The 18,455-nt window shown below is 67.7% G+C and carries 20 protein-coding genes and 2 riboswitches; of the genes, 12 read left to right on the forward strand and 8 right to left on the reverse strand.

Annotated features, from left to right (window positions below; translation table 11 throughout):
* The first annotated feature begins 24 nt into the window (after positions 1 to 24).
* Positions 25 to 609, forward strand: a complete 585-nt coding sequence (locus LZ009_RS09120) for a peroxidase-related enzyme (protein WP_275697592.1) — start codon at positions 25 to 27, stop codon at positions 607 to 609.
* Positions 610 to 716: 107 nt separating this feature from the next.
* Here the strand turns inward: LZ009_RS09120 and LZ009_RS09125 are convergent, their stop codons facing one another.
* The 3 genes from LZ009_RS09125 to LZ009_RS09135 are packed head-to-tail and all read right to left on the reverse strand — an operon-like array spanning position 717 to position 2,802.
* Positions 717 to 1,136 carry an acyl-CoA thioesterase gene (locus tag LZ009_RS09125; protein WP_275697593.1) on the reverse strand — a complete coding sequence of 140 codons (420 nt, stop codon included), beginning with the start codon at positions 1,134 to 1,136 and terminating at the stop codon, positions 717 to 719.
* A complete protein-coding gene (locus LZ009_RS09130; RefSeq protein WP_275697594.1) occupies positions 1,133 to 2,005 on the reverse strand; it encodes a DMT family transporter in 873 nt (290 codons plus the stop codon). Before LZ009_RS09130 ends, LZ009_RS09125 begins: the two co-directional genes overlap by 4 nt.
* Positions 2,006 to 2,019: 14 nt before the next feature.
* Positions 2,020 to 2,802: an SDR family oxidoreductase gene (locus LZ009_RS09135; RefSeq protein WP_275697595.1), complete on the reverse strand. Its 783-nt coding sequence runs from the start codon at positions 2,800 to 2,802 to the stop codon at positions 2,020 to 2,022.
* A gap of 104 nt (positions 2,803 to 2,906) precedes the next feature.
* Here LZ009_RS09135 and LZ009_RS09140 point away from each other — a divergent pair, with 104 nt between their 5' ends.
* The 11 genes from LZ009_RS09140 to LZ009_RS09190 all read left to right on the forward strand — a co-directional run bounded on the left by LZ009_RS09140 (position 2,907) and on the right by LZ009_RS09190 (position 14,767).
* Positions 2,907 to 4,589 (forward strand): electron transfer flavoprotein-ubiquinone oxidoreductase, encoded by a 1,683-nt coding sequence (locus tag LZ009_RS09140; RefSeq protein ID WP_275697596.1) that lies wholly within the window; start codon positions 2,907 to 2,909, stop codon positions 4,587 to 4,589.
* Between the two features lie 153 nt (positions 4,590 to 4,742).
* Positions 4,743 to 5,717: a TRAP transporter substrate-binding protein gene (locus LZ009_RS09145; RefSeq protein WP_275697597.1), complete on the forward strand. Its 975-nt coding sequence runs from the start codon at positions 4,743 to 4,745 to the stop codon at positions 5,715 to 5,717.
* A gap of 148 nt (positions 5,718 to 5,865) precedes the next feature.
* A complete protein-coding gene (locus tag LZ009_RS09150; RefSeq protein WP_275697598.1) occupies positions 5,866 to 6,360 on the forward strand; it encodes a TRAP transporter small permease in 495 nt (164 codons plus the stop codon).
* A complete protein-coding gene (locus LZ009_RS09155) occupies positions 6,357 to 7,634 on the forward strand; it encodes a TRAP transporter large permease (protein WP_275697599.1) in 1,278 nt (425 codons plus the stop codon). The genes LZ009_RS09150 and LZ009_RS09155 overlap by 4 nt, the downstream gene beginning before the upstream one ends.
* Positions 7,635 to 7,735: 101 nt before the next feature.
* A riboswitch (glycine riboswitch) is annotated at positions 7,736 to 7,815 on the forward strand.
* Between the two features lie 11 nt (positions 7,816 to 7,826).
* Positions 7,827 to 7,934, forward strand: a riboswitch (glycine riboswitch).
* 42 nt (positions 7,935 to 7,976) lie between these two features.
* The gene (gcvT, locus tag LZ009_RS09160) at positions 7,977 to 9,107 is read left to right on the forward strand and encodes a glycine cleavage system aminomethyltransferase GcvT (RefSeq protein ID WP_430300220.1); all 1,131 of its coding nucleotides are present in this window, start codon (positions 7,977 to 7,979) and stop codon (positions 9,105 to 9,107) included.
* A 24-nt stretch (positions 9,108 to 9,131) separates the two neighbouring features.
* Complete coding sequence (gene gcvH, locus LZ009_RS09165) at positions 9,132 to 9,509, forward strand: glycine cleavage system protein GcvH (protein WP_275697601.1); 378 nt, start codon at positions 9,132 to 9,134, stop codon at positions 9,507 to 9,509.
* Positions 9,510 to 9,620: 111 nt separating this feature from the next.
* A complete protein-coding gene (gene gcvP, locus LZ009_RS09170) occupies positions 9,621 to 12,515 on the forward strand; it encodes an aminomethyl-transferring glycine dehydrogenase (RefSeq protein ID WP_275697602.1) in 2,895 nt (964 codons plus the stop codon).
* A 115-nt stretch (positions 12,516 to 12,630) separates the two neighbouring features.
* Positions 12,631 to 13,389: a sulfite exporter TauE/SafE family protein gene (locus LZ009_RS09175; protein ID WP_275697603.1), complete on the forward strand. Its 759-nt coding sequence runs from the start codon at positions 12,631 to 12,633 to the stop codon at positions 13,387 to 13,389.
* 61 nt (positions 13,390 to 13,450) lie between these two features.
* Positions 13,451 to 13,894: an Hsp20/alpha crystallin family protein gene (locus LZ009_RS09180; RefSeq protein WP_275697604.1), complete on the forward strand. Its 444-nt coding sequence runs from the start codon at positions 13,451 to 13,453 to the stop codon at positions 13,892 to 13,894.
* A gap of 11 nt (positions 13,895 to 13,905) precedes the next feature.
* A complete protein-coding gene (locus LZ009_RS09185) occupies positions 13,906 to 14,301 on the forward strand; it encodes an Hsp20/alpha crystallin family protein (protein ID WP_275697605.1) in 396 nt (131 codons plus the stop codon).
* 73 nt (positions 14,302 to 14,374) lie between these two features.
* Positions 14,375 to 14,767, forward strand: a complete 393-nt coding sequence (locus LZ009_RS09190) for a response regulator (protein ID WP_275697606.1) — start codon at positions 14,375 to 14,377, stop codon at positions 14,765 to 14,767.
* 41 nt (positions 14,768 to 14,808) lie between these two features.
* Here the strand turns inward: LZ009_RS09190 and LZ009_RS09195 are convergent, their stop codons facing one another.
* The 5 genes from LZ009_RS09195 to LZ009_RS09215 all read right to left on the reverse strand — a co-directional run bounded on the left by LZ009_RS09195 (position 14,809) and on the right by LZ009_RS09215 (position 18,454).
* The gene (locus LZ009_RS09195) at positions 14,809 to 15,462 is read right to left on the reverse strand and encodes a DsbA family oxidoreductase (protein WP_275697607.1); all 654 of its coding nucleotides are present in this window, start codon (positions 15,460 to 15,462) and stop codon (positions 14,809 to 14,811) included.
* A gap of 13 nt (positions 15,463 to 15,475) precedes the next feature.
* On the reverse strand, positions 15,476 to 16,483 hold the full coding sequence (locus tag LZ009_RS09200) for an SDR family oxidoreductase (RefSeq protein ID WP_275697608.1): 1,008 nt from the start codon (positions 16,481 to 16,483) through the stop codon (positions 15,476 to 15,478).
* 101 nt (positions 16,484 to 16,584) lie between these two features.
* Entirely contained in the window at positions 16,585 to 16,767 is a 183-nt protein-coding gene (locus LZ009_RS09205) for a DUF3606 domain-containing protein (RefSeq protein ID WP_275697609.1), read from the reverse strand.
* A 58-nt stretch (positions 16,768 to 16,825) separates the two neighbouring features.
* On the reverse strand, positions 16,826 to 17,233 hold the full coding sequence (locus LZ009_RS09210; protein ID WP_275697610.1) for a signal peptide prediction: 408 nt from the start codon (positions 17,231 to 17,233) through the stop codon (positions 16,826 to 16,828).
* 51 nt (positions 17,234 to 17,284) lie between these two features.
* Complete coding sequence (locus tag LZ009_RS09215) at positions 17,285 to 18,454, reverse strand: MFS transporter (RefSeq protein ID WP_275697611.1); 1,170 nt, start codon at positions 18,452 to 18,454, stop codon at positions 17,285 to 17,287.
* Position 18,455: the final 1 nt, after the last annotated feature.

Consider the following 18,455-nt stretch of genomic DNA (forward strand, 5'->3'; position numbering starts at 1 on the left):
TATTCTCCGGGGCAAGGAGATGCCATGACCCGCTACCCCGCCCCTGAATTGAAGGACCTGCCCGAGGACATGCGCGCGCGCATCCTGGAAGTGCAGGAAAAAAGCGGCTTCGTGCCCAACGTGTTCCTGGCGCTCGCGCGCCGGCCAGCCGAGTGGCGCGCGTTCTTCGCCTACCACGACGCGCTGATGCTGAAGGAAGAAGGTTCGCTCACCAAGGGCGAGCGCGAGATGATCGTGACGGCGACGAGCGCGGCCAACAAGTGCCTGTACTGCGTGGTCGCGCACGGGGCGATCCTGCGCATCTACGAGAAGAAGCCGCTGGTGGCCGACCAGGTGGCCGTGAACTACCGCAAGGCGGACATCACGCCGCGCCAGCGCGCGATGCTGGACTTCGCGATGAAGGTCTGCCTGCGTTCGGACGAGATCGAGGAGGCCGACTTCGCCGCCTTGAAGCCCCACGGCTTCGAAGACGAAGACATCTGGGACATCGCGGCGATCACGGCCTTCTTCGGCCTGTCGAACCGCATGGCGAGCTTCTCGAACATGATGCCGAATGCGGAGTTCTATTTGATGGGAAGGGTGCCGCGGGAGAAGAAGCCGGCGGCTTGAGCCATGTCATCCGGGCAAGAAATGTCATCCCGGGCTTGACCCGGGATCCATCTCCGGATGTCGGTGATGGATTGCGGGTCAAGCCCGCAATGACAAATCGGCGGGGCTCACGCGAGCAAAGCCCGAAACCACGCCGGCATCGCCACCGACTTCTGCTTCGGAAAATCCACCCACACCGTCGTCGCCCCGCCGCTCGCATAGACGACGCCCGGATCGTCCACGCGCTCGATCGTCGCCCAGCTCTCGAAGCTGCTGCGCCCCGGGTCGCTGGCATACATCTTCACGACGATGTCGCCGGGATACTCCAGTTGCTTGTGGAAGTTGCAGAAGGCATTGACGATCAGCGGCCCCTCGCCGCCCGGGTTCACCGAGCAGCCGATGCGGTCGAACCACTCGATGCGCGCGATCTCCAGGTAGCGGAAGTACAGCGTGTTGTTCACGTGCCCCATCGCATCCATGTCGCCCCAGCGGATCGGCATCGTGGTGGTGTGGACCAGCTTCTTGTCTTGCGGCAGTTCGAGTTTCATCGGTGGGCCTGGATGGAGGCAAGGATGCCAAGGGTGAAGAGCAGGACGGCGGCGGCCTCCGCGGCGCTGGGCCAGCGGCCGTCCCAGGCAAAGGAATAGGCCAGCGCGAACAGCGTCTCGCTGACGATCAGCTGCCCGCACAGGCTGGCCGACAGGCGCCGGCTGGCGACGTTCCACAGGATGGTCGCAAACCACGCCGAGCCGACGCCGGTGGCGAGGCACAAGAGCGCGAACATGGGCGCGGCCGGTTGCGACTGGAGCGCGGCCAGCGGCGAGCCTGCAAGCGCCCACAATCCCAGGGCCCCGGCGCCGGTTGCCAGCCCCAGCCAGTTCGCCCACGAAGTGACGTTCACTTCCGGATGCCGCTTCAGGAAGGCCGAATTGAGCAAGGCGAATGCCGTCCAGCACGCGAGCGACGCCACAGCCAGCGCGACGCCGCGCCAGAACTGCGCGCCATCCGCAACGCCGCCCGGCGACGATGCGGACAGCATCAAGCCCAGGCCGGCCGCCGTCAGCACCAGCCCCGGCACCAGCGCGCTCCAGCGCAGATGCCCCGGCTTGCCCAGCAGCATCACCCACAGCGGAATCGTGCCGATGACGAGCGACGGCACCTCCGTCCCCGCATCGCGGATCGCGAACACCAGCAGCAGGTAGTAGCCGGTGAATCCCAGCAGGCTCATGCCGATGGCCGCGAGCGCCTGCCGCGCATCCGGCAAGCGCGGACGCGCCGCCAGCCCCGTCATCACGAGCGCCGTGAGCCCGTACGCCACGAAGCGCCCGGCCGTGAAGTCGACGGGCGAGTAGCCGGCCGCCATGCGCGGCGCGACGAAGACCAGGCCCCACAGGGCGCCGGCCAGCAGGCCGGCCATGACCCCCGCGAGCACTAGATGCCGAAGCCGTCGTCGGCGGCGATCACCGCGCCATTGACGAAGTGGCTCTGGTCGGAGGCCAGCATCACGATCAGCGCGTCCAGGTCCTCGGGCTTGCCCACGCGCTTGCGCGGCAGCATGGACACCAGCTTCTGCCCCTGCTCGCTGTCCCAGTGCCGGTGGTTGATCTCGGTGTCGATGTAGCCGGGGCACAGCGCATTGACGTTGATGCCGAAGCGGCCCCACTCCAGCGCCAGCGCACGGGTCATCTGCACCACGGCCGCCTTGCTCATCGCATAGACGCCGATCTGCGGCAGCGGCCGCAGGCCCGCCATCGAGGCGATGTTGATGATGCGCCCGCCGGTGAAGGTGCCCGGCGCCGCGCCGCGCGAGCGCGCCAGCATGCGCTTGCCGACCTCCTGCGCCACGAAGAAGGCGCCGCGCACGTTGGTGTCGAAGACGTAGTCGTAGTCTTCCTCCTCCACGTCCTGCATGCGCTGGGTGGTGCTGACGCCCGAGTTGTTGACCAGGATGTCGATCGAGCCGACCTCGGTCTCGGCGTGGGCGACGGCCGCCTTGATGCTCACCCGGTCGGTCACGTCCAGCCCGACGACGTGGGCGTCGCCGCCCTCGCCTTCGATCTGCGCGCGCAGGTCCTTGAGCTTCTCGATGCGGCGCGAGGCCAGCACCACGGCGGCGCCCGAACGGGCCAGCACGCGCGCGAACTGCGCGCCCAGCCCGCTGCTGGCGCCGGTAATGAAGGCGACACGGCCCGACAGGTCGATGGTGTAAGCCACTGGGGAACCCTCCTCAATTTCAGCCGGCCGCCGCAATAGAATCGATGACCCTGCGACGGCGCGTGGCACCGCGGCGGGCTGCAACCCATTATCAACGAGACCCCATGACGCAAGAAGAAATCCTGGCCCAGTTCGGACCGCGCGAAGCGATGGAATACGACGTGGTGGTGGTCGGTGGCGGCCCCGCCGGCCTGGCCACCGCGATCCGCCTGAAACAGCTGGCGGCGGAACACGAGAAGGAAATCTCCGTCGTGGTGCTCGAGAAGGGCTCCGAGCCGGGCGCGCACATCCTGTCGGGCGCCATCATGGATCCGCGCGCCCTGGACGAGCTGATCCCCGACTGGAAGGCCAAGGGCGCGCCCTTGAACCAGCCGGTGACGGAAGACATCTTCCTCTTCACCAACGACACCGGCGCCACGCGCGTGCCGGGCTTCATGCTGCCGCCCAACTTCGGCAACCACGGCAACTACATCGTCAGCCTGGCCAACGTCACGCGCTGGATGGCGCAGCAGGCCGAGGCGCTGGGCGTGGAGATCTTCCCCGGCTTCCCGGCCGCCGAGATCCTCTACGACGAGAAGGGCGCGGTCAAAGGCGTAGCCACCGGCAACATGGGCGTGGGCAAGGACGGCGAACCGACCGACAGCTTCCAGCTCGGCATGGAGCTGCACGCCAAGTACACGATCTTCGCCGAGGGCTCGCGCGGCCACCTGGGCAAGCAGCTGATCTCGAAGTTCAAGCTCGATGCCGGCAAGGACCCGCAAAGCTATTCGATCGGCATCAAGGAAGTCTGGGAGATCGACCCGTCGCGCCACACGCCGGGCCTGGCCCTGCACAGCGCCGGCTGGCCGCTGGACGAAATGACCTATGGCGGCTCCTTCCTGTACCACATGGAGAACAACCAGGTCGCCGTCGGCTTCGTGGTCGGCCTGGACTACACCAACCCGTACCTCTCGCCTTTCGAGGAATTCCAGCGCTTCAAGACGCACCCCAACATCCGCTGGTACTTCGAAGGCGACAAGCCGGCCAAGCGCCTGGCCTACGGCGCCCGTGCGCTGACGGTGGGCGGCCTGCTCTCGCTGCCCAAGCTGGTGTTCCCGGGCGGCGCGCTGGTCGGCTGCGACGCCGGCTTCCTGAATGCCTCGCGCATCAAGGGCAGCCATGCCGCGATCAAGACCGGCATGCTGGCGGCCAAGGCGGCCTACGACGCGATCCAGCACGACCGCCAGCACGACGAGCTGACGGCGTATCCGGAGATGTTCGAGCGCTCCTGGCTGCACAAGGAACTGAACAAGGCGCGCAACTTCAAGCAGTGGTTCAAGAAGGGTCGCTCGATCGCGACGCTGATGACCGGCATCGAGCAGTTCGTGCTGCGCGGCCACATCCCCTGGACCATCCACCGCGCCAAGCCGGACCACGTGTACCTGAAGCCGGCGGCCGACTGCAAGCCCATCGTCTATCCCAAGCCGGACGGCAAGCTCACCTTCGATCGCCTCTCGTCGGTGTTCATCTCGAACACGAACCACGCCGAGGACCAGCCGGCGCACCTGACGCTGAAGGATCCTTCGGTGCCGGTGCAGGTCAACCTGGCGAAATTCGCGGGACCCGAGGCGCGCTACTGCCCGGCGGGCGTGTACGAGTTCGTGGCGGCCGAAGGCGGCGGCGAGCGCTTGCAGATCAACGCGCAGAACTGCGTGCACTGCAAGACCTGCGACATCAAGGACCCGACGCAGAACATCGTGTGGGTCACGCCGGAAGGCGGCGGCGGGCCGAACTACACGAACATGTGAAGCGGCGCGCGAGGCCCCCCATCGCCGATGGCGATGGGCCTGGCCAGCCGTCAGAAGCCTGACGTGTTCCCTCGGTAGAACTCCGGTGGCCTGCCCGATGCGAGCCGGGCATCATGGGGGGCACCCGCTGTACCCAACACCCCAGGAGACACCATGAAGTTGAACCGTTTGTTCGCAGCCGCGGTCGCCGCCGGCCTGCTGGCCGTCACCGCCGCCCAGGCGCAGACGACCATGAAGATCAGCATCTCCACCGCCCAGAACTCGCACCAGGGCGTGGCGATCGACACCTTCGCGAAGGAAGTCGAGAAGCGCACCAACGGCCGCTACAAGATCCAGACCTTCTACAACGGTTCGCTGGGCGGCGAGCGCGAGTCGATCGAAGCCGTGCAACTGGGCACCCAGGAGCTGGCCTTCTCGTCGACCGGCCCGGTGCCCAACTTCGTCCCCGAGACCAAGATCCTCGACGTGCCCTTCCTGTTCCGCGACAAGGCCCATGCCCGCGCGGTGCTCGACGGCCCGATCGGCCAGGACCTGCTGACCAAGTTCGACAGCAAGGGCTTCAAGGCGCTGGCGTGGGCCGAGAACGGCTTCCGCCACATGACCAACAGCAAGCGCGACGTGAAGGTGCCGGAAGACCTGAAGGGCCTGAAGATGCGCACCATGGAGAACCCGGTGCACATCGCCGCCTACAAGGGCTTCGGCATCATCACCACCCCCATGGCATTCCCGGAAGTGTTCACCGCCCTGCAGCAGGGCACGGTGGACGGCCAGGAGAACCCGCTGTCGGTGATCATCTCTGCCAAGTTCGACCAGGTGCAGAAGCACCTCTCGCTGACCGGCCACGTCTATTCGCCCTGCATCTTCGTGATGAACAAGGCGGCCTTCGACAAGCTGTCGGCCGCCGACAAGCAAGCCTTCCTCGACGCCGCCAAGGAGGGCACCAAGGCCAACCGCGCCCGCGTGGACGAGGACGACGCCAAGGGCGTGGCCGACCTGCGCGCCAAGGGCATGACCGTGATCGACAACGTCGACAAGGCCAAGTTCGTGCAAGCCCTGGCCCCGGTGAACGCCGAGTTCGAGAAGCAGTTCGGCAAGGCCAACCTGGACAAGATCCGGGCAGTGAAGTGACCCAGGGGATGTCATTGCGGGCTTGACCCGCAATCCATCTCCCGCGGCCGAATGAGCGCTGGGACTGGATCCCGGGTCGAGCCCGGGATGACAAAGAATGGAGGGCCCGCGCAAGCGGGCCTTTTCGCGAAAGAACAACGAGGCTCCCGTGAAAGAAACCTTCCTGCGCATCGAGCGCCTCACCAGCAGCTTCTCCATGGCCGGCGCCTGCGCGATGCTGGTCGTGGCCAGCGTGCTCGGCATGTTCCAGATCGTCACCCGCTTCGTGCTGGAGCAGCCGGCCGAGTGGAGCGAGATCCTGATCCGGCTGGCGCTGATCTGGATGGTGTTCCTCGGCATCCCCACCGCCTTCCGCCACGGCGCGATGGTCAGCGTCGACGTCCTGTACCGCTGGAGCCCGCCGAAGATGCGCCGCTTCCTCGACTGGATGGTGGCCGCGGCCTCGATGGCCCTGATCCTCGTCATCCTCTGGTACGGCTGGGACTACGCCCAGCGCGGCCGGGTGCAGTCGATGGCCGGCCTGGAATCGATCTCCATGTTCTGGGGCTACCTCGCCCTGCCGGTCGGCGCCCTGTTCTGCATCCTGGGCATCGTCGGCAACCTGCTCGACCCGATGCGTGAAGAACTGGAGACCGCGCAATGACGTCGGCCATGCTCGCAACGATGGTGCTGTGCTTCGCGCTCAGCGTCTCGGTTGCCGTTTCCATCGGCCTGTCGGCCATCCTGGGCATCCAGGTGGGCGGCGCCAACATGCTCATCTCCGTCAAGGAGATGTTCAACGCGATCAACAAGTTTCCGCTGGCCGCCATCCCCTTCTTCATCCTGGCCGGCAACCTGATGGAAACCGGCGGCATCTCGCGCCGCCTGGTGGAATTCGCCAAGAGCATCGTCGGCGGCGTGCAGGGCGGCCTGCCCATGACCTGCGTGCTCACCTGCATGATCTTCGCGGCGGTGTCCGGCTCCTCGGTGGCCACCACCTTCGCGATCGGCGCCATCCTGATCCCGGCGCTGATCAAGCACGGCTATCCCACCAGCTACGCCGCGGCGCTGCAGGCCACCAGCGCGGAGCTGGGCGTGATCATCCCGCCCTCGATCCCGATGATCCTGTACGGCGTGAGCGCCGAAGTGTCCATCGGCGAGCTGTTCATCGCCGGCTTCGGCCCGGGCCTGCTGATCGGCGGCGCGCTGATGCTGTTCTGCTGGGTCTGGTGCAAATACAAGGGCTGGGGCAAGCACGACGGCGACGGCCGCCTGCCGTTCGGCAAGGCCTTCCTGCAGGCCGGCTGGGCGCTGCTGATGCCCGTCATCATCCTGGGCGGCATCTACGGCGGCGTTTTCACGCCCACGGAGGCTTCCGCCGTCGCCGTGTTCTACGCGCTGGTGGTCGGCATGCTGGTGTACCGCGAGATCAACGTGCGCGACCTGTACGCGATCCTGCGCAAGTCGGTGATCTCCTCGGCGGTGATCATGTTCATCATCGCCAACGCCGGCCTGTTCGCCTTCCTGATCACGCGCGCGGGCGTGCCGGAGGCCATCGGCCTGTGGCTGCAGGGCGTGCTGAAGAGCCCGGGCATGTTCCTGCTGGGCGTGAACGCGGCGCTGTTCGTCATCGGCATGTTCATCGAGACCAGCGCGTCCATCATCGTGCTGGCCCCCATCCTGGCGCCGGTGGCCATCCACTTCGGCATCGACCCGGTGCACTTCGGGCTGATCATGGTGGTGAACCTGGCGCTCGGCATGATCACTCCGCCCTTCGGCGTAAACCTGTTCGCGGCCTGCACGGTGGCGAAGATCTCGCTGGACCGCATCATCACGCAGCTGATTCCCTTCGTGCTGGTGGTGCTGGCCTGCCTGATGGTGATCACCTACGTGCCGGGGTTGTCGCTGGGGTTGCGGGACCTCGTGTACCACCGCTGAACTTTGTCATCCCGGGCTTGACCCGGGATCCAGCGACGGCGGCGGATCCGGGGCTGGATTGCGGGTCAAGCCCGCAATGACAAGGTTGAGGCAGGCTACAATCCGCGCCGTCAGGAGAGAGCTTCCCCGCGAAGCCGCCGAAGGCGAACCAACGCTCAGGCAAAAGGACTGGCAAACGCCCCCATCGCGGGGCGTCACCTTGCTGGAGAGAGGCCGCCCGCCGGATGAGCAGCGGCCCACCGAAGGAGCAAGCCCTCGCAAGGGGTGAATCTCTCAGGTAACGAGGACAGCACGGGCCCACCCATCGTGTGTACGATGGTTCTTCGCCCCGTTGGAGTCCGCGTGTCTGCCCCCCAAGAAGAGCTGAAAAAGACCCCCCTGCATGCGCTGCACCTGGAACTCGGTGCGCGCATGGTTCCCTTCGCCGGCTACGCCATGCCGGTGCAATACCCGGCCGGCCTGATGGCCGAGCACCACCAGACGCGCGATTCGGCGGGACTGTTCGACGTCTCGCACATGGGCCAGCTGCGCCTGGTCGGCCCCGACGCCGCAAAGGCCTTCGAGACCCTGATGCCGGTCGACGTGCAGGACCTCGCGGTCGGCAAGCAGCGCTACGGCCTGCTGCTCACCGACGACGGCACCATCATCGACGACCTGATGTTCGTGAACCGCGGCGACGACCTGTTCGTGATCGTCAACGGCGCCTGCAAGGCAGGCGACATCGCGCACATGCAGCAGAAGATCGGGTCGCGCTGCCAAGTGATCCCCCTGCCCGATCGCGGCCTGCTGGCCCTGCAAGGCCCGAAGGCGGTCGACGCCTTGAAGCGCATCGTCCCCGGCGTCGAGAAGCTGGTCTTCATGACCGGCGGCCGCTACGACTGGAAGGGCGCCGACCTCTTCATCACCCGCAGCGGCTACACCGGCGAAGACGGCTTCGAGATCTCGGTGCCGGGCGACCGCGCCGAAGCGCTGGCCCGCGAGATCCTCGCCCAGCCCGAAGTGAAGCCGATCGGCCTGGGCGCGCGCAATTCGCTGCGCCTGGAAGCCGGGCTGTGCCTGTACGGCAACGACATTGACACCACGACCACGCCGGTCGAGGCCGGCCTGAACTGGGCGATGCAGAAGGTGCGCCGCACCGGTGGCGCGCGCGCCGGCCGCTTCCCCGGCGCCGACAAGGTGCTGGCCCAGCTCGATGGCACGCAGCCGCCGCAGCGCAAGCGCGTGGGCCTGGTGGCGCTCGAGCGCGTGCCCGTGCGCGAGCACACCGAGCTGCAGGACGAGGCCGGCGCGCGCATCGGCGAGGTCACCAGCGGCCTGCTCGGTCCCAGCGTCGACAAGCCCGTCGCCATGGGCTACGTCACGCCGGCGCACGCCGTCGTCGGCAGCAAGGTGTTTGCCCTGGTGCGCGGCAAGCGCGTGCCGATGGAAGTCAGTGCCATGCCCTTCGTCCCCAACCGTTACTACCGCGGCTGAAACCGCCTGGAAGGAGAAAGAAAGATGACCGTCAAGTACACGTCCGACCACGAGTGGATCCAGCTCGAGGACCACGAAGCCGCCGTCGTCGGCATCACGCTGCATGCGCAGGACGCGCTGGGCGACGTGGTGTTCGTCGACCTGCCCGAAGTCGGCAAGGTGTTTGCCAAGGGCGAGGTGGCCGGCGTGGTCGAGTCGGTGAAAGCCGCCGCCGACGTGTTCATGCCGATCGCCGGCGAAGTGACCGAGGTGAACGAGGACCTGCGCAAGGACCCGGCGCTGGCCAACAAGGACCCGATGGGCAACGGCTGGTTCTTCAAGATCCTGATCAAGGACATGGCCGAATTCGACGTGCTGATGGACGAGCCGGACTACCAGAAGTTCGTCAAGGCGAACGCCTGAAACCAATCACCTGGACAACCATGTCATTGCGGGCCTGACCCGCAATCCATGTCCCGGCGCCTGGAGATGGATCCCGGCGCGAGGCCGGGATGACAAATCGTGGAACCCCGAATGTTGAAGCAATCCGCCCGGCCGCTCGGCGAGCTGGAAAACCCGAACGAGTTCATTCCGCGCCACATCGGCATCGGCGAGGACGACGAGCGCCTGATGCTCTCGGCGATCGGCGAGGCCTCGCGCCGCGCGCTCATCGAAAGCATCGTGCCGCGCTCGATCGCCCGCTCGGCGGACATGAAGCTGCCGCCCGCGGTCACCGAGGCCGCCGCGCTGAAGGAACTGCGTGCCATCGCCCAGCGCAACCAGGTCTTCAAGAGCTTCATCGGCCAGGGCTACTACGGCACGCACACCCCCGGCGTGATCCTGCGCAACATCCTCGAGAACCCGGCCTGGTACACGGCCTACACGCCTTACCAGGCGGAGATCAGCCAGGGCCGCATGGAAGCGCTGGTGAACTTCCAGACCATGGTCTGCGACCTCACCGGCATGCCGATCGCCAACGCGTCGATGCTGGATGAAGCCACGGCCGCGGCGGAGGCCATGACGCTGGCCAAGCGCAGCGTCAAGAGCAAGAGCAACACCTTCGTCGTGTTCGGCGACTGCCATCCGCAGACCATCGAGGTCGTGCAGACGCGCGCGGCGCCGCTGGGCATCGAGGTCGTCGTCGCCAACTCCGCCGAGGAGTGGGAAAAGGCGATGGCGGGCGACCTGTTCGCCGCGCTGATCCAGTACCCCGCCAGCAGCGGCTGGGTGATGGACTGGAGCGGCGAAGTGAAGAAGCTCCATGCCAAGCAGGCCGCCGCGATCTTCGCCGCCGACCTGCTGGCCATGACGCTGCTTACGCCGCCCGGCGAATGGGACGCCGACATCGTCTGCGGCAGCACCCAACGCTTCGGCATGCCGATGGGCGCCGGCGGCCCGCACGCGGCCTTCCTCGCTTGCCGCGACGAGTTCAAGCGTTCGATGCCGGGCCGGCTGGTCGGCGTCAGCGTCGACAGCCACGGCAACCCCGCCTACCGCCTCGCGCTGCAGACGCGCGAGCAGCACATCCGGCGCGAGAAGGCCACGTCCAACATCTGCACGGCGCAGGTGCTGCCGGCGGTGGTGGCGAGCATGTATGCGGTCTACCACGGGCCGCAGGGGCTCACGCGCATCGCGCAACGGGTTGCGGCCTACACCGCCATCCTGTGGAACGGCCTGCAGAAGATGGGCTACACGGCCACGCACCACGGCACGGCCTTCGACACGATCTCCTTGAAGGTCGGCGAAGCCGCGCAGGCGCTGGTCGCCAAGGGCCATGCCCTGCGTGCCAACCTGCGCCTGGCCTGGGACGAGTACATCTGCATCTCGCTGGACGAGACGACCACGCGCGACGACATCGAGCTGCTGTGGAAGGTCTTCGCCAAGACCGGCCAGGCCTTGCCGAAGGTGGCGGACTTCGAGAAGGGCATCGAGCCCATGATCCCGCAGGAGCTGCGCCGCACCAGCGCCTTCCTGACGCACCCGGTCTTCAACACGCACCACAGCGAGACCGGCATGCTGCGCTACCTGCGCGGCCTGGCCGACAAGGACCTGGCGCTGGACCGCAGCATGATCCCGCTGGGCAGCTGCACCATGAAGCTGAACGCCACCAGCGAGATGATCCCCATCACCTGGCCGGAGTTCGCGCACGTGCATCCCTTCGCGCCGCGCGAGCAGCTGCAAGGCTACGCCGAGCTCGACGAGCAGCTGCGCGCCTGGCTGTGCCAGGCCACGGGCTATGCCGGCATCAGCCTGCAGCCCAACGCGGGCTCGCAGGGCGAATACGCCGGCCTCCTGGCGATCAAGGCCTGGCACGAGAGCAAGGGCCAGGTCCATCGCAACGTCTGCCTGATTCCCTCGTCCGCGCACGGCACCAACCCGGCCAGCGCGCAGATGGTGGGCATGCAGGTGGTGGTGACGGCCTGCGACGACAACGGCAACGTCGACATGGCGGACCTGAAGGCCAAGTGCGAGCAGCACAGCGACAAGCTGGCCTGCATCATGATCACCTACCCCAGCACGCACGGCGTGTTCGAGACCCAGGTGAAGGAACTGTGCGCGCTGGTGCACAGCCACGGCGGCCGGGTCTACGTGGACGGTGCCAACATGAACGCGCTGGTGGGCGTGGCGGCGCCGGGCGAGTTCGGCGGCGACGTGAGCCACCTGAACCTGCACAAGACCTTCTGCATCCCGCACGGCGGCGGCGGCCCGGGCGTGGGCCCGGTCTGCGTCGTCGAGGACCTGGTGCCTTTCCTGCCCGGGCACAAGTCCGGCGGCCTGCCCGCGCACGGCGTGGGCGCTGTGTCGGCCGCGCCGCTGGGCAACGCCGCAGTGCTGCCGATCTCGTGGATGTACGTGCGCATGATGGGCGCCGAGGGCCTGAAGCAGGCCACCGAGACCGCGATCCTGAGCGCCAACTACATCAGCGCGAAGCTGCGCGACCACTACCCGACGCTGTACGCCAGCAAGAACGGCCACGTGGCGCACGAGTGCATCCTGGACCTTCGGCCGCTGAAGGAAACCAGCGGCGTGACGGCCGAAGACGTGGCCAAGCGCCTGATCGACTACGGCTTCCACGCGCCCACCCTGAGCTTCCCGGTGCCGGGCACGCTGATGGTGGAGCCCACCGAAAGCGAGACGCTGGAGGAGATCGACCGCTTCATCGCGGCGATGGTGGCGATCCGCGAGGAGATCCGCCGGGTCGAACGCGGCGAGTGGCCGCAGGACGACAACCCGCTCAAGCACGCGCCGCACACCGCCGGCGCGCTGCTGCACGGAGAGTGGAAGCATGCGTATCCGCGCGAGGTGGGCGCGGCGGTGCTGGACGAGAGAAGGCACGCGAAGTACTGGCCGCCGGTGGGGCGGGTGGACAACGTGTACGGGGACAGGAACCTGTTCTGCAATTGCGTTCCCATGTCCGCGTACGAGTGACCAAGCTCCGTCATTCCCGCGCAGGCGGGAACCCAGGGCGTCCGCATCGGGCTGCGCGCTGCGCGCGCAGGTCCAACGCCCTGGATCCCCGCCTGCGCGGGGATGACAGCCCGTGATGGACCTCTTCCTCACCATCGCCCTCGGCGCCGCCCTCGCCGGCTTCGTCCAGGGCCTCTCCGGCTTCGGCTTCGGCCTCACGGCCATGGCGATCTGGGCCTGGACGATGGAGCCGAAGCTGGCCGCCGTGCTCGCCCTGTTCGGCGGACTCTCCGGCCAGGTCTTCGCCGCATTCACGGTCCGCCGCGGCTGGCATTTCGCGACGTTGCTGCCCTTCATCCTCGGCGGCATCGCCGGCCTGCCGATCGGCCTGTGGCTGCTGCCGAAACTCGACGTGCCGACCTTCAAGCTGGTGCTGGGCACGCTGCTGGTCGTGGTCTGCCCCTTGCTGTTCTTCGCCAACCGGCTGCCGCCGATCCGCCGCGGCGGCCACCTGGCCGACGCGCTCGCGGGCAGCGTGGGCGGCATGATGGGCGCCTTCGGGGGCGCCACCGGCGTGGTGCCCACCCTGTGGTGCACGCTGCGCGGCTTCGACCGCGACCGGCAACGCGCCGTCATCCAGAACTTCAACCTCTCGATGCTGAGCATCACCTTCGCCGGCTACCTCGCCACCGGCGTCATCGAGCCGCGCATGTGGCCCTGGATGGCCATCGTGCCGCCGGCCGCGCTGATCCCCGGCCGGCTGGGCGCGAAGCTGTACCTGGGCATCTCCGAGCTGGCCTTCCGGCAGATCGTGCTGGGCCTCCTGACCTTGAGCGGCATCGCCATGCTGGCCGCCTCCCTGCCCGTCCTCCAGGCCCGCTGGCTGGCCCCTTGAAAGCGCGGAAGGGCGACCCTAATTCGGGATCGCCAAGACGCGCACGAAAGGAGAAACCAGCATGAATGGCTTGTTCCGATCCTCCGCGGACCTGTTCGCGGAGCTGAACCGTATGCAGTCGCTGTTCGACCAGGCCTTCGCGCCGGGCGGCAGCATCCGCTCCGCCGCCGGGGCGAGCTTCCCCAGCCTGAACGTCGGCACCACGCCGACCTCGATCGAGGTGATGGCGCTGGCGCCCGGCCTCGACGCCAACAAACTGGACATCACCGTCGACCGCGGCCTGCTGGTCATCGCCGGCGAGCGCAAGAGCGCCTTGCCGCCCACGGGGGAACGCACTGCCGTCTACGCCCGGGAGCGCTTCAGCGGCCCGTTCCGCCGCGTGGTCAGCCTGCCCGAGGATGCCGACCCGGCCAAGGTGGACGCCAGCTACCGCGACGGCGTGCTGCGCGTCAGCGTGGCCAAGCGCGAATCGAGCCTGCCCCGCCGCATCGAGATCAACGGATGAAGGAGACCGCCATGTCCAACGAAGTCCAGGCCGCTTCCGATCGCAAGCCCGCGGCCCAGCAACAGCAGCCGCAGCAACAGCACGTCGTGCCCCCGGTCGACGTTTTCGAGAACGACACTTCCATCACCCTGCTGGCCGACCTGCCCGGCGTGGCGCGCGAGCAGCTGCACGTGCGCGTCGACGGCGAAACGCTGCTGCTCGAAGCGACCGCTGCGCCCCAGGGGCCGCAGCAGATGGAGCTGGTGTACGGCGAGCTGCGCAGCCCCAGCTACCGCCGCCAGTTCACCTTGAGCCGCGAGCTCGACGCCGCCCGCATCGAGGCGCAGCTGCGCGACGGCGTGCTCAAGCTGACCATCCCCAAGGCCGAAGAGGCGCGACCCCGCAAAATCCAGGTCCAGGTGGGCTGAGCGCAACACTCCCGCCGTGCCCGGCTTTCCGGGCAGGGCGGAGGATTGCACAATGGGCCGCACAGGAGATCCGGTGGCCCTCAAGGCGTTCGTGCTCGACGACCAGGCGCAAGTGCGCGATGCACTTTGCGCCGCGCTTTCCGAACTGGGCGGCATCGAAACCGTGGGCACCGCGGCCAACCAGGCGTCCGCGATCGCGTGGCTGCGCGATCCCGCCCATCACTGGGACATCGCCGTCATCGACCTCGTGCTGGAGCCGGGCGGCGGCAGCGGGCTGGCAGTGCTGCAGGCGCTGCAGGAGCGCGGCTCGACCCGGAAGATGGTGGTGCTGACCGGCAGCGCGAGCAACGAGGTGCGGCGCCGCTGCATCGCCATGGGCGCCGACGGGGTGTTCGACAAGGCGATGGAGACGGAGGCGATGCTGGATTACTGCGTGGCGCTGGCGCGGGCTGCGGGAGGGCATTGAGGGCTGGATCCCGGGTCAAGCCCGGGATGACAAGTCAACGGCTACCCCTGCGCCGCAATTTGCCGCAAGGCCTGCTCGAAAACTTCCGGCGGCTGCCCACCCTGGATCAGGTGCTTGTTGTTGATCACCACCGACGGCACCGCATGGATGCCCAGCTGCTGGAAATGCGCCTCGGCCTGTCGCACTTCGTCGGCATAACGGTCGCTCTCCAGCACTTCCTTCGCCGCGGCTCGATCGAGCCCGACGCTCGCCACCACGTCCAGCAGCACCGCCGCGTCGGCCGGGCTCCGGCCCTCGCCGTGGTAGGCCTTCAGCAAGGCCATTTTCAGGTCGCGCTGTGCACTGCCGCCCTGCTCGCCCGCCCAGGCGAGCAGGCGATGCGCGTCGAAGGTGTTCCAGATGCGGCCGCGGCCTTCCTTGCGGAAGGTGAAGCCGACCTCGGCGCCGCGCTGCCCGATGGCGGCGCGGTTCTTCGCCTGCTGTTCCTCGGTGGCGCCGTACTTCTGCTGGATATGCTCGGTGACGTCCTGCCCTTCCGGGCCCATCTGCGGATTGAGCTCGAAGGGCTGGAAGCGCATCTGCACCGGAACGTCGCCGCCGATCTTCTCGAGCGCGCGTTCCAGCGAGGCCAGGCCGACGGCGCACCAGGGGCAGGCCACGTCGGAGACGAAATCGATTTGCAGGGGCTGGGTCATGCGGACGATTCTGTCAGGAACCCACCGACCCCGTCACCGGCAGGACTATGCCCGTGATGTAGCTCGAACATGAAGGTGCGGCGAGGAAAACATACGCGGGCGACAGCTCCTCCGGCTGCGCCGGGCGCTTGAAGTCGGTCTGCTTGCCGAACTCGGTGATCTCCTTGGCGCTCTTGTCGGCTGGGTTGAGCGGCGTCCAGACGGGGCCAGGCGCCACCGCATTCACGCGGATGCCCTTTTCCAGCAGGCTGGAGGCGAGCGACATGGTGAAGGCGTGGATCGCGCCCTTGGTCGCCGAGTAGTCCAGCAGCTGCTTGCTGCCTTCCAGGCCGGTGACCGAGCCGGTGTTGATGATGCAGGAGCCCTTCTTCAGGTGCGGCACCGCGGCGCGCGCCATGTAGAAGTAGCCGTAGACGTTGGTCTCCACCGTCTCGTGCAGGCGCTCGTCGGTCACGTCCTCGATGCTGTGCGCGTGCAGCTGGAAGGCGGCGTTGTTGACCAGGATGTCGAGGCGGTCGAACTCCTGCACCGTCTTCTCCACGGCGTCCTTGCAGAACCTGGGGTCCTTCACGTCACCGGGAATCAGCACGCACTGGCGGCCTTCCTTCTCGATCCACGACTTGGTCTCCTGCGCGTCCTCGTGCGAGCTGAGATAGACGATGGCCACGTCGGCGCCTTCGCGCGCGAACAGCACGGCCACCGCACGGCCGATGCCGGAGTCACCGCCGGTGATCAGCGCCACCATGCCCTTGAGCTTGCCGCTGCCCCGGTAGTCGGGTGCCAGGAAGCGCGGCTTGAGCTCCATGTCCTTTTCCTGCCCGGGCTTCTGGAGATGCTGCGCCGGCACCTGGTCGGGCTGCTGGCGGGCGCTGGTCTGCACGCCGGCCTTGTCCTTTTCCTTGCCGCCGCTGCCGCTTTCGGCCGGCTCCTTGCGGTCCTGCTCGCGCTGTAGCGCGCGCTGCTTCTCGGCGGCGGCTTCGGTGTCGCGCGGAGGATTCTTGGCGCTGGGTTTCTTGCTCATGTCGGGGCCTCCTGTGGCAAAGCCCCGATGGTGGGCGGCGCGCGCGGCGCACGGCCGCCGCGAAAGGCGGACGCTTCCGTCGGAGCGCGCCTACAGGCGGACTAGCCGCCCTTCTTCTCGCGCAGGTAGCGCTGCACGTCCTCGGCGCGATGGCTCGAGTGATGCACGGCTTCGCGCAGCTCCGCCATCTCCACGCCGAAGATCCGGCACCAGTACTGCACGTCGGTCTGGCTGGTCAGGTCGATGATGCTGGAAGCTTCGGTCGAGGTATTGGTGTTGTCCATGAAAGCTCCTTCTTGAGTCTCCATGATCCCCCGCAACGCGCGGCGGCTGTGTCAGCCGTCACCGCGCCTTGGGCCGCTTGGCCAGGGCGAAGGCCTGGCGTTCGAAATGGTTTTCCAGGTACGGGTCGCGTCCGCGCAGCAGCTGCACGAGGCTCGACAACAGGTAGGCGGGCAGGAACAGCGGACCCCAGCGCTCGTACTGCGCCACGTGCACGTGCTCGTGCTTGCGCAGCAAGGTCAGCGCCGGCCGGTCGACGGCCAGGATGACGTGGCCCAGGGTCATCGCCGAGAAGGCAAAGGGCCGAGGCAGGCGGGCAAAGGAACGGCCCAGGCGGCCGCCGCAGAACTCCAGCACGCCCCGCTCGACGCGCCAGCCGCCGCCGGCAAGCAGGACAAGCACGCCCAGCAGCACGCCCAGCGCGGTGTACGGAATGGCCCAGAGATAGCGCAAGCTACGCTTCAGCATGCGCCCATTGTGCGCAATCCGCGGAATTCCTGCAGGCAGCCGCAACCGGGCCTAGGAAAGCCGCCGGACCCGCCAGGAGCACGCCGTGGCAATCGCCCCCAGTACCGCCGCCACCGCGAACATCACCTGGAAGCCCCAGCGCGTCGCCACCGCCCCGCCCGCCAGCACCCCCAGCACCCCGCCGAAGCCATACCCGGTGACGGTGAACAGCGCCTGCCCGCGGCCGCGCAGCCGCCCCGGGAAATGCTTGCTGACCATGGCGATGCAGCAGGTGTGGTGCGTCGCGAAGCTCAGCGCATGCAGCAGCTGCGCGGCAAACAGCACCACGAGCCAGTGGCCCAGGCCCGCGGTCATGGCCATGCGCAGCACCGTCGCCGCGCCGCAGATCACCAGCCAGTGCTCGATGGCGAAGCGGCCGATCAGCCGGCCCTGCGCGTAGAACCAGGCGATCTCCACCACCACCGACACCGCCCACAGCATGCCGATGGTGGCCTTGCTGTAGCCCAGGCCGTCGAGGTACAGCGAGTAGAAGCCGTAGATGGCGAAGTGCGCCATGACGTGGAAGAACAGCGAGGCGAAGAACCAGCGGACCACCGGCCTCTGCAGCGCCGACCCAATCGGTTCCTGCAGCGCGTGGTCCGCATGGTGCGGCGCCTCCTTCAGGTCCGGCAGGCGCAGCGTGCAGGCCAGCACGCCGGCCAGCGTCACCGCCGCCCACGCGGGGAAGCTGCCCATGCCCCAGCGCTCGAAGCAGGCCCCGGCGGCGAACACCGTCACCATGAAGCCCGCCGAGCCCCACAGCCGCACCTTGCCGTAGCGGCCCCAGTCGCCCGCCACCAGCTGCGCCATCGCCGCCTCCGTGAGCGACATCATCGAGCTGGTGTGCGTGAACAGCAGCAGCAGCACCGCGCCAATCCACCAGCCGCCGCCTTCGACGAACAGTCCCGCCGACGCCACCAGCGCCACCGCGGCGCTGATGCGCAGCAGCTTCACGCGCTCGCCGGTGTGGTCGCTCAGGGCGCCCCAGGCATACGGCGCGAACACGCGGGTGAAGGACTGCACCGAGACCAGGATCGAGATCACGGCGATCTCCAGCCCCTGCGCCTTCAGCCAGAGCGGCAGGTAGGGATTGAAGAAGCCGATGTGCGCGAAATAGGTCGCCGACAGCGCGGCGAAAGGCACCAGCTGCCGGTAGCCCTGCGCCGGAAGCGCCGGCGTCATG

This window comes from Ramlibacter paludis (assembly GCF_022012305.1).
In the GTDB taxonomy this organism is placed as follows: domain Bacteria; phylum Pseudomonadota; class Gammaproteobacteria; order Burkholderiales; family Burkholderiaceae_C; genus Ramlibacter; species Ramlibacter paludis.

Bases quoted from the DNA above. Each gene is read 5' to 3' on its own strand.
- LZ009_RS09120 (WP_275697592.1), top strand. From the start codon at position 25: ATGACCCGCTACCCCGCCCCTGAATTGAAGGACCTGCCCGAGGACATG.
- LZ009_RS09125 (WP_275697593.1), bottom strand. From the start codon at position 1,136: ATGAAACTCGAACTGCCGCAAGACAAGAAGCTGGTCCACACCACCACG.
- LZ009_RS09130 (WP_275697594.1), bottom strand. From the start codon at position 2,005: ATGGCCGGCCTGCTGGCCGGCGCCCTGTGGGGCCTGGTCTTCGTCGCG.
- LZ009_RS09140 (WP_275697596.1), top strand. From the start codon at position 2,907: ATGACGCAAGAAGAAATCCTGGCCCAGTTCGGACCGCGCGAAGCGATG.
- LZ009_RS09145 (WP_275697597.1), top strand. From the start codon at position 4,743: ATGAAGTTGAACCGTTTGTTCGCAGCCGCGGTCGCCGCCGGCCTGCTG.
- LZ009_RS09155 (WP_275697599.1), top strand. From the start codon at position 6,357: ATGACGTCGGCCATGCTCGCAACGATGGTGCTGTGCTTCGCGCTCAGC.
- gcvH (WP_275697601.1), top strand. From the start codon at position 9,132: ATGACCGTCAAGTACACGTCCGACCACGAGTGGATCCAGCTCGAGGAC.
- gcvP (WP_275697602.1), top strand. From the start codon at position 9,621: ATGTTGAAGCAATCCGCCCGGCCGCTCGGCGAGCTGGAAAACCCGAAC.
- LZ009_RS09175 (WP_275697603.1), top strand. From the start codon at position 12,631: ATGGACCTCTTCCTCACCATCGCCCTCGGCGCCGCCCTCGCCGGCTTC.
- LZ009_RS09180 (WP_275697604.1), top strand. From the start codon at position 13,451: ATGAATGGCTTGTTCCGATCCTCCGCGGACCTGTTCGCGGAGCTGAAC.
- LZ009_RS09185 (WP_275697605.1), top strand. From the start codon at position 13,906: ATGTCCAACGAAGTCCAGGCCGCTTCCGATCGCAAGCCCGCGGCCCAG.
- LZ009_RS09195 (WP_275697607.1), bottom strand. From the start codon at position 15,462: ATGACCCAGCCCCTGCAAATCGATTTCGTCTCCGACGTGGCCTGCCCC.
- LZ009_RS09200 (WP_275697608.1), bottom strand. From the start codon at position 16,483: ATGAGCAAGAAACCCAGCGCCAAGAATCCTCCGCGCGACACCGAAGCC.
- LZ009_RS09205 (WP_275697609.1), bottom strand. From the start codon at position 16,767: ATGGACAACACCAATACCTCGACCGAAGCTTCCAGCATCATCGACCTG.
- LZ009_RS09210 (WP_275697610.1), bottom strand. From the start codon at position 17,233: ATGCTGAAGCGTAGCTTGCGCTATCTCTGGGCCATTCCGTACACCGCG.
- LZ009_RS09215 (WP_275697611.1), bottom strand. From the start codon at position 18,454: ATGACGCCGGCGCTTCCGGCGCAGGGCTACCGGCAGCTGGTGCCTTTC.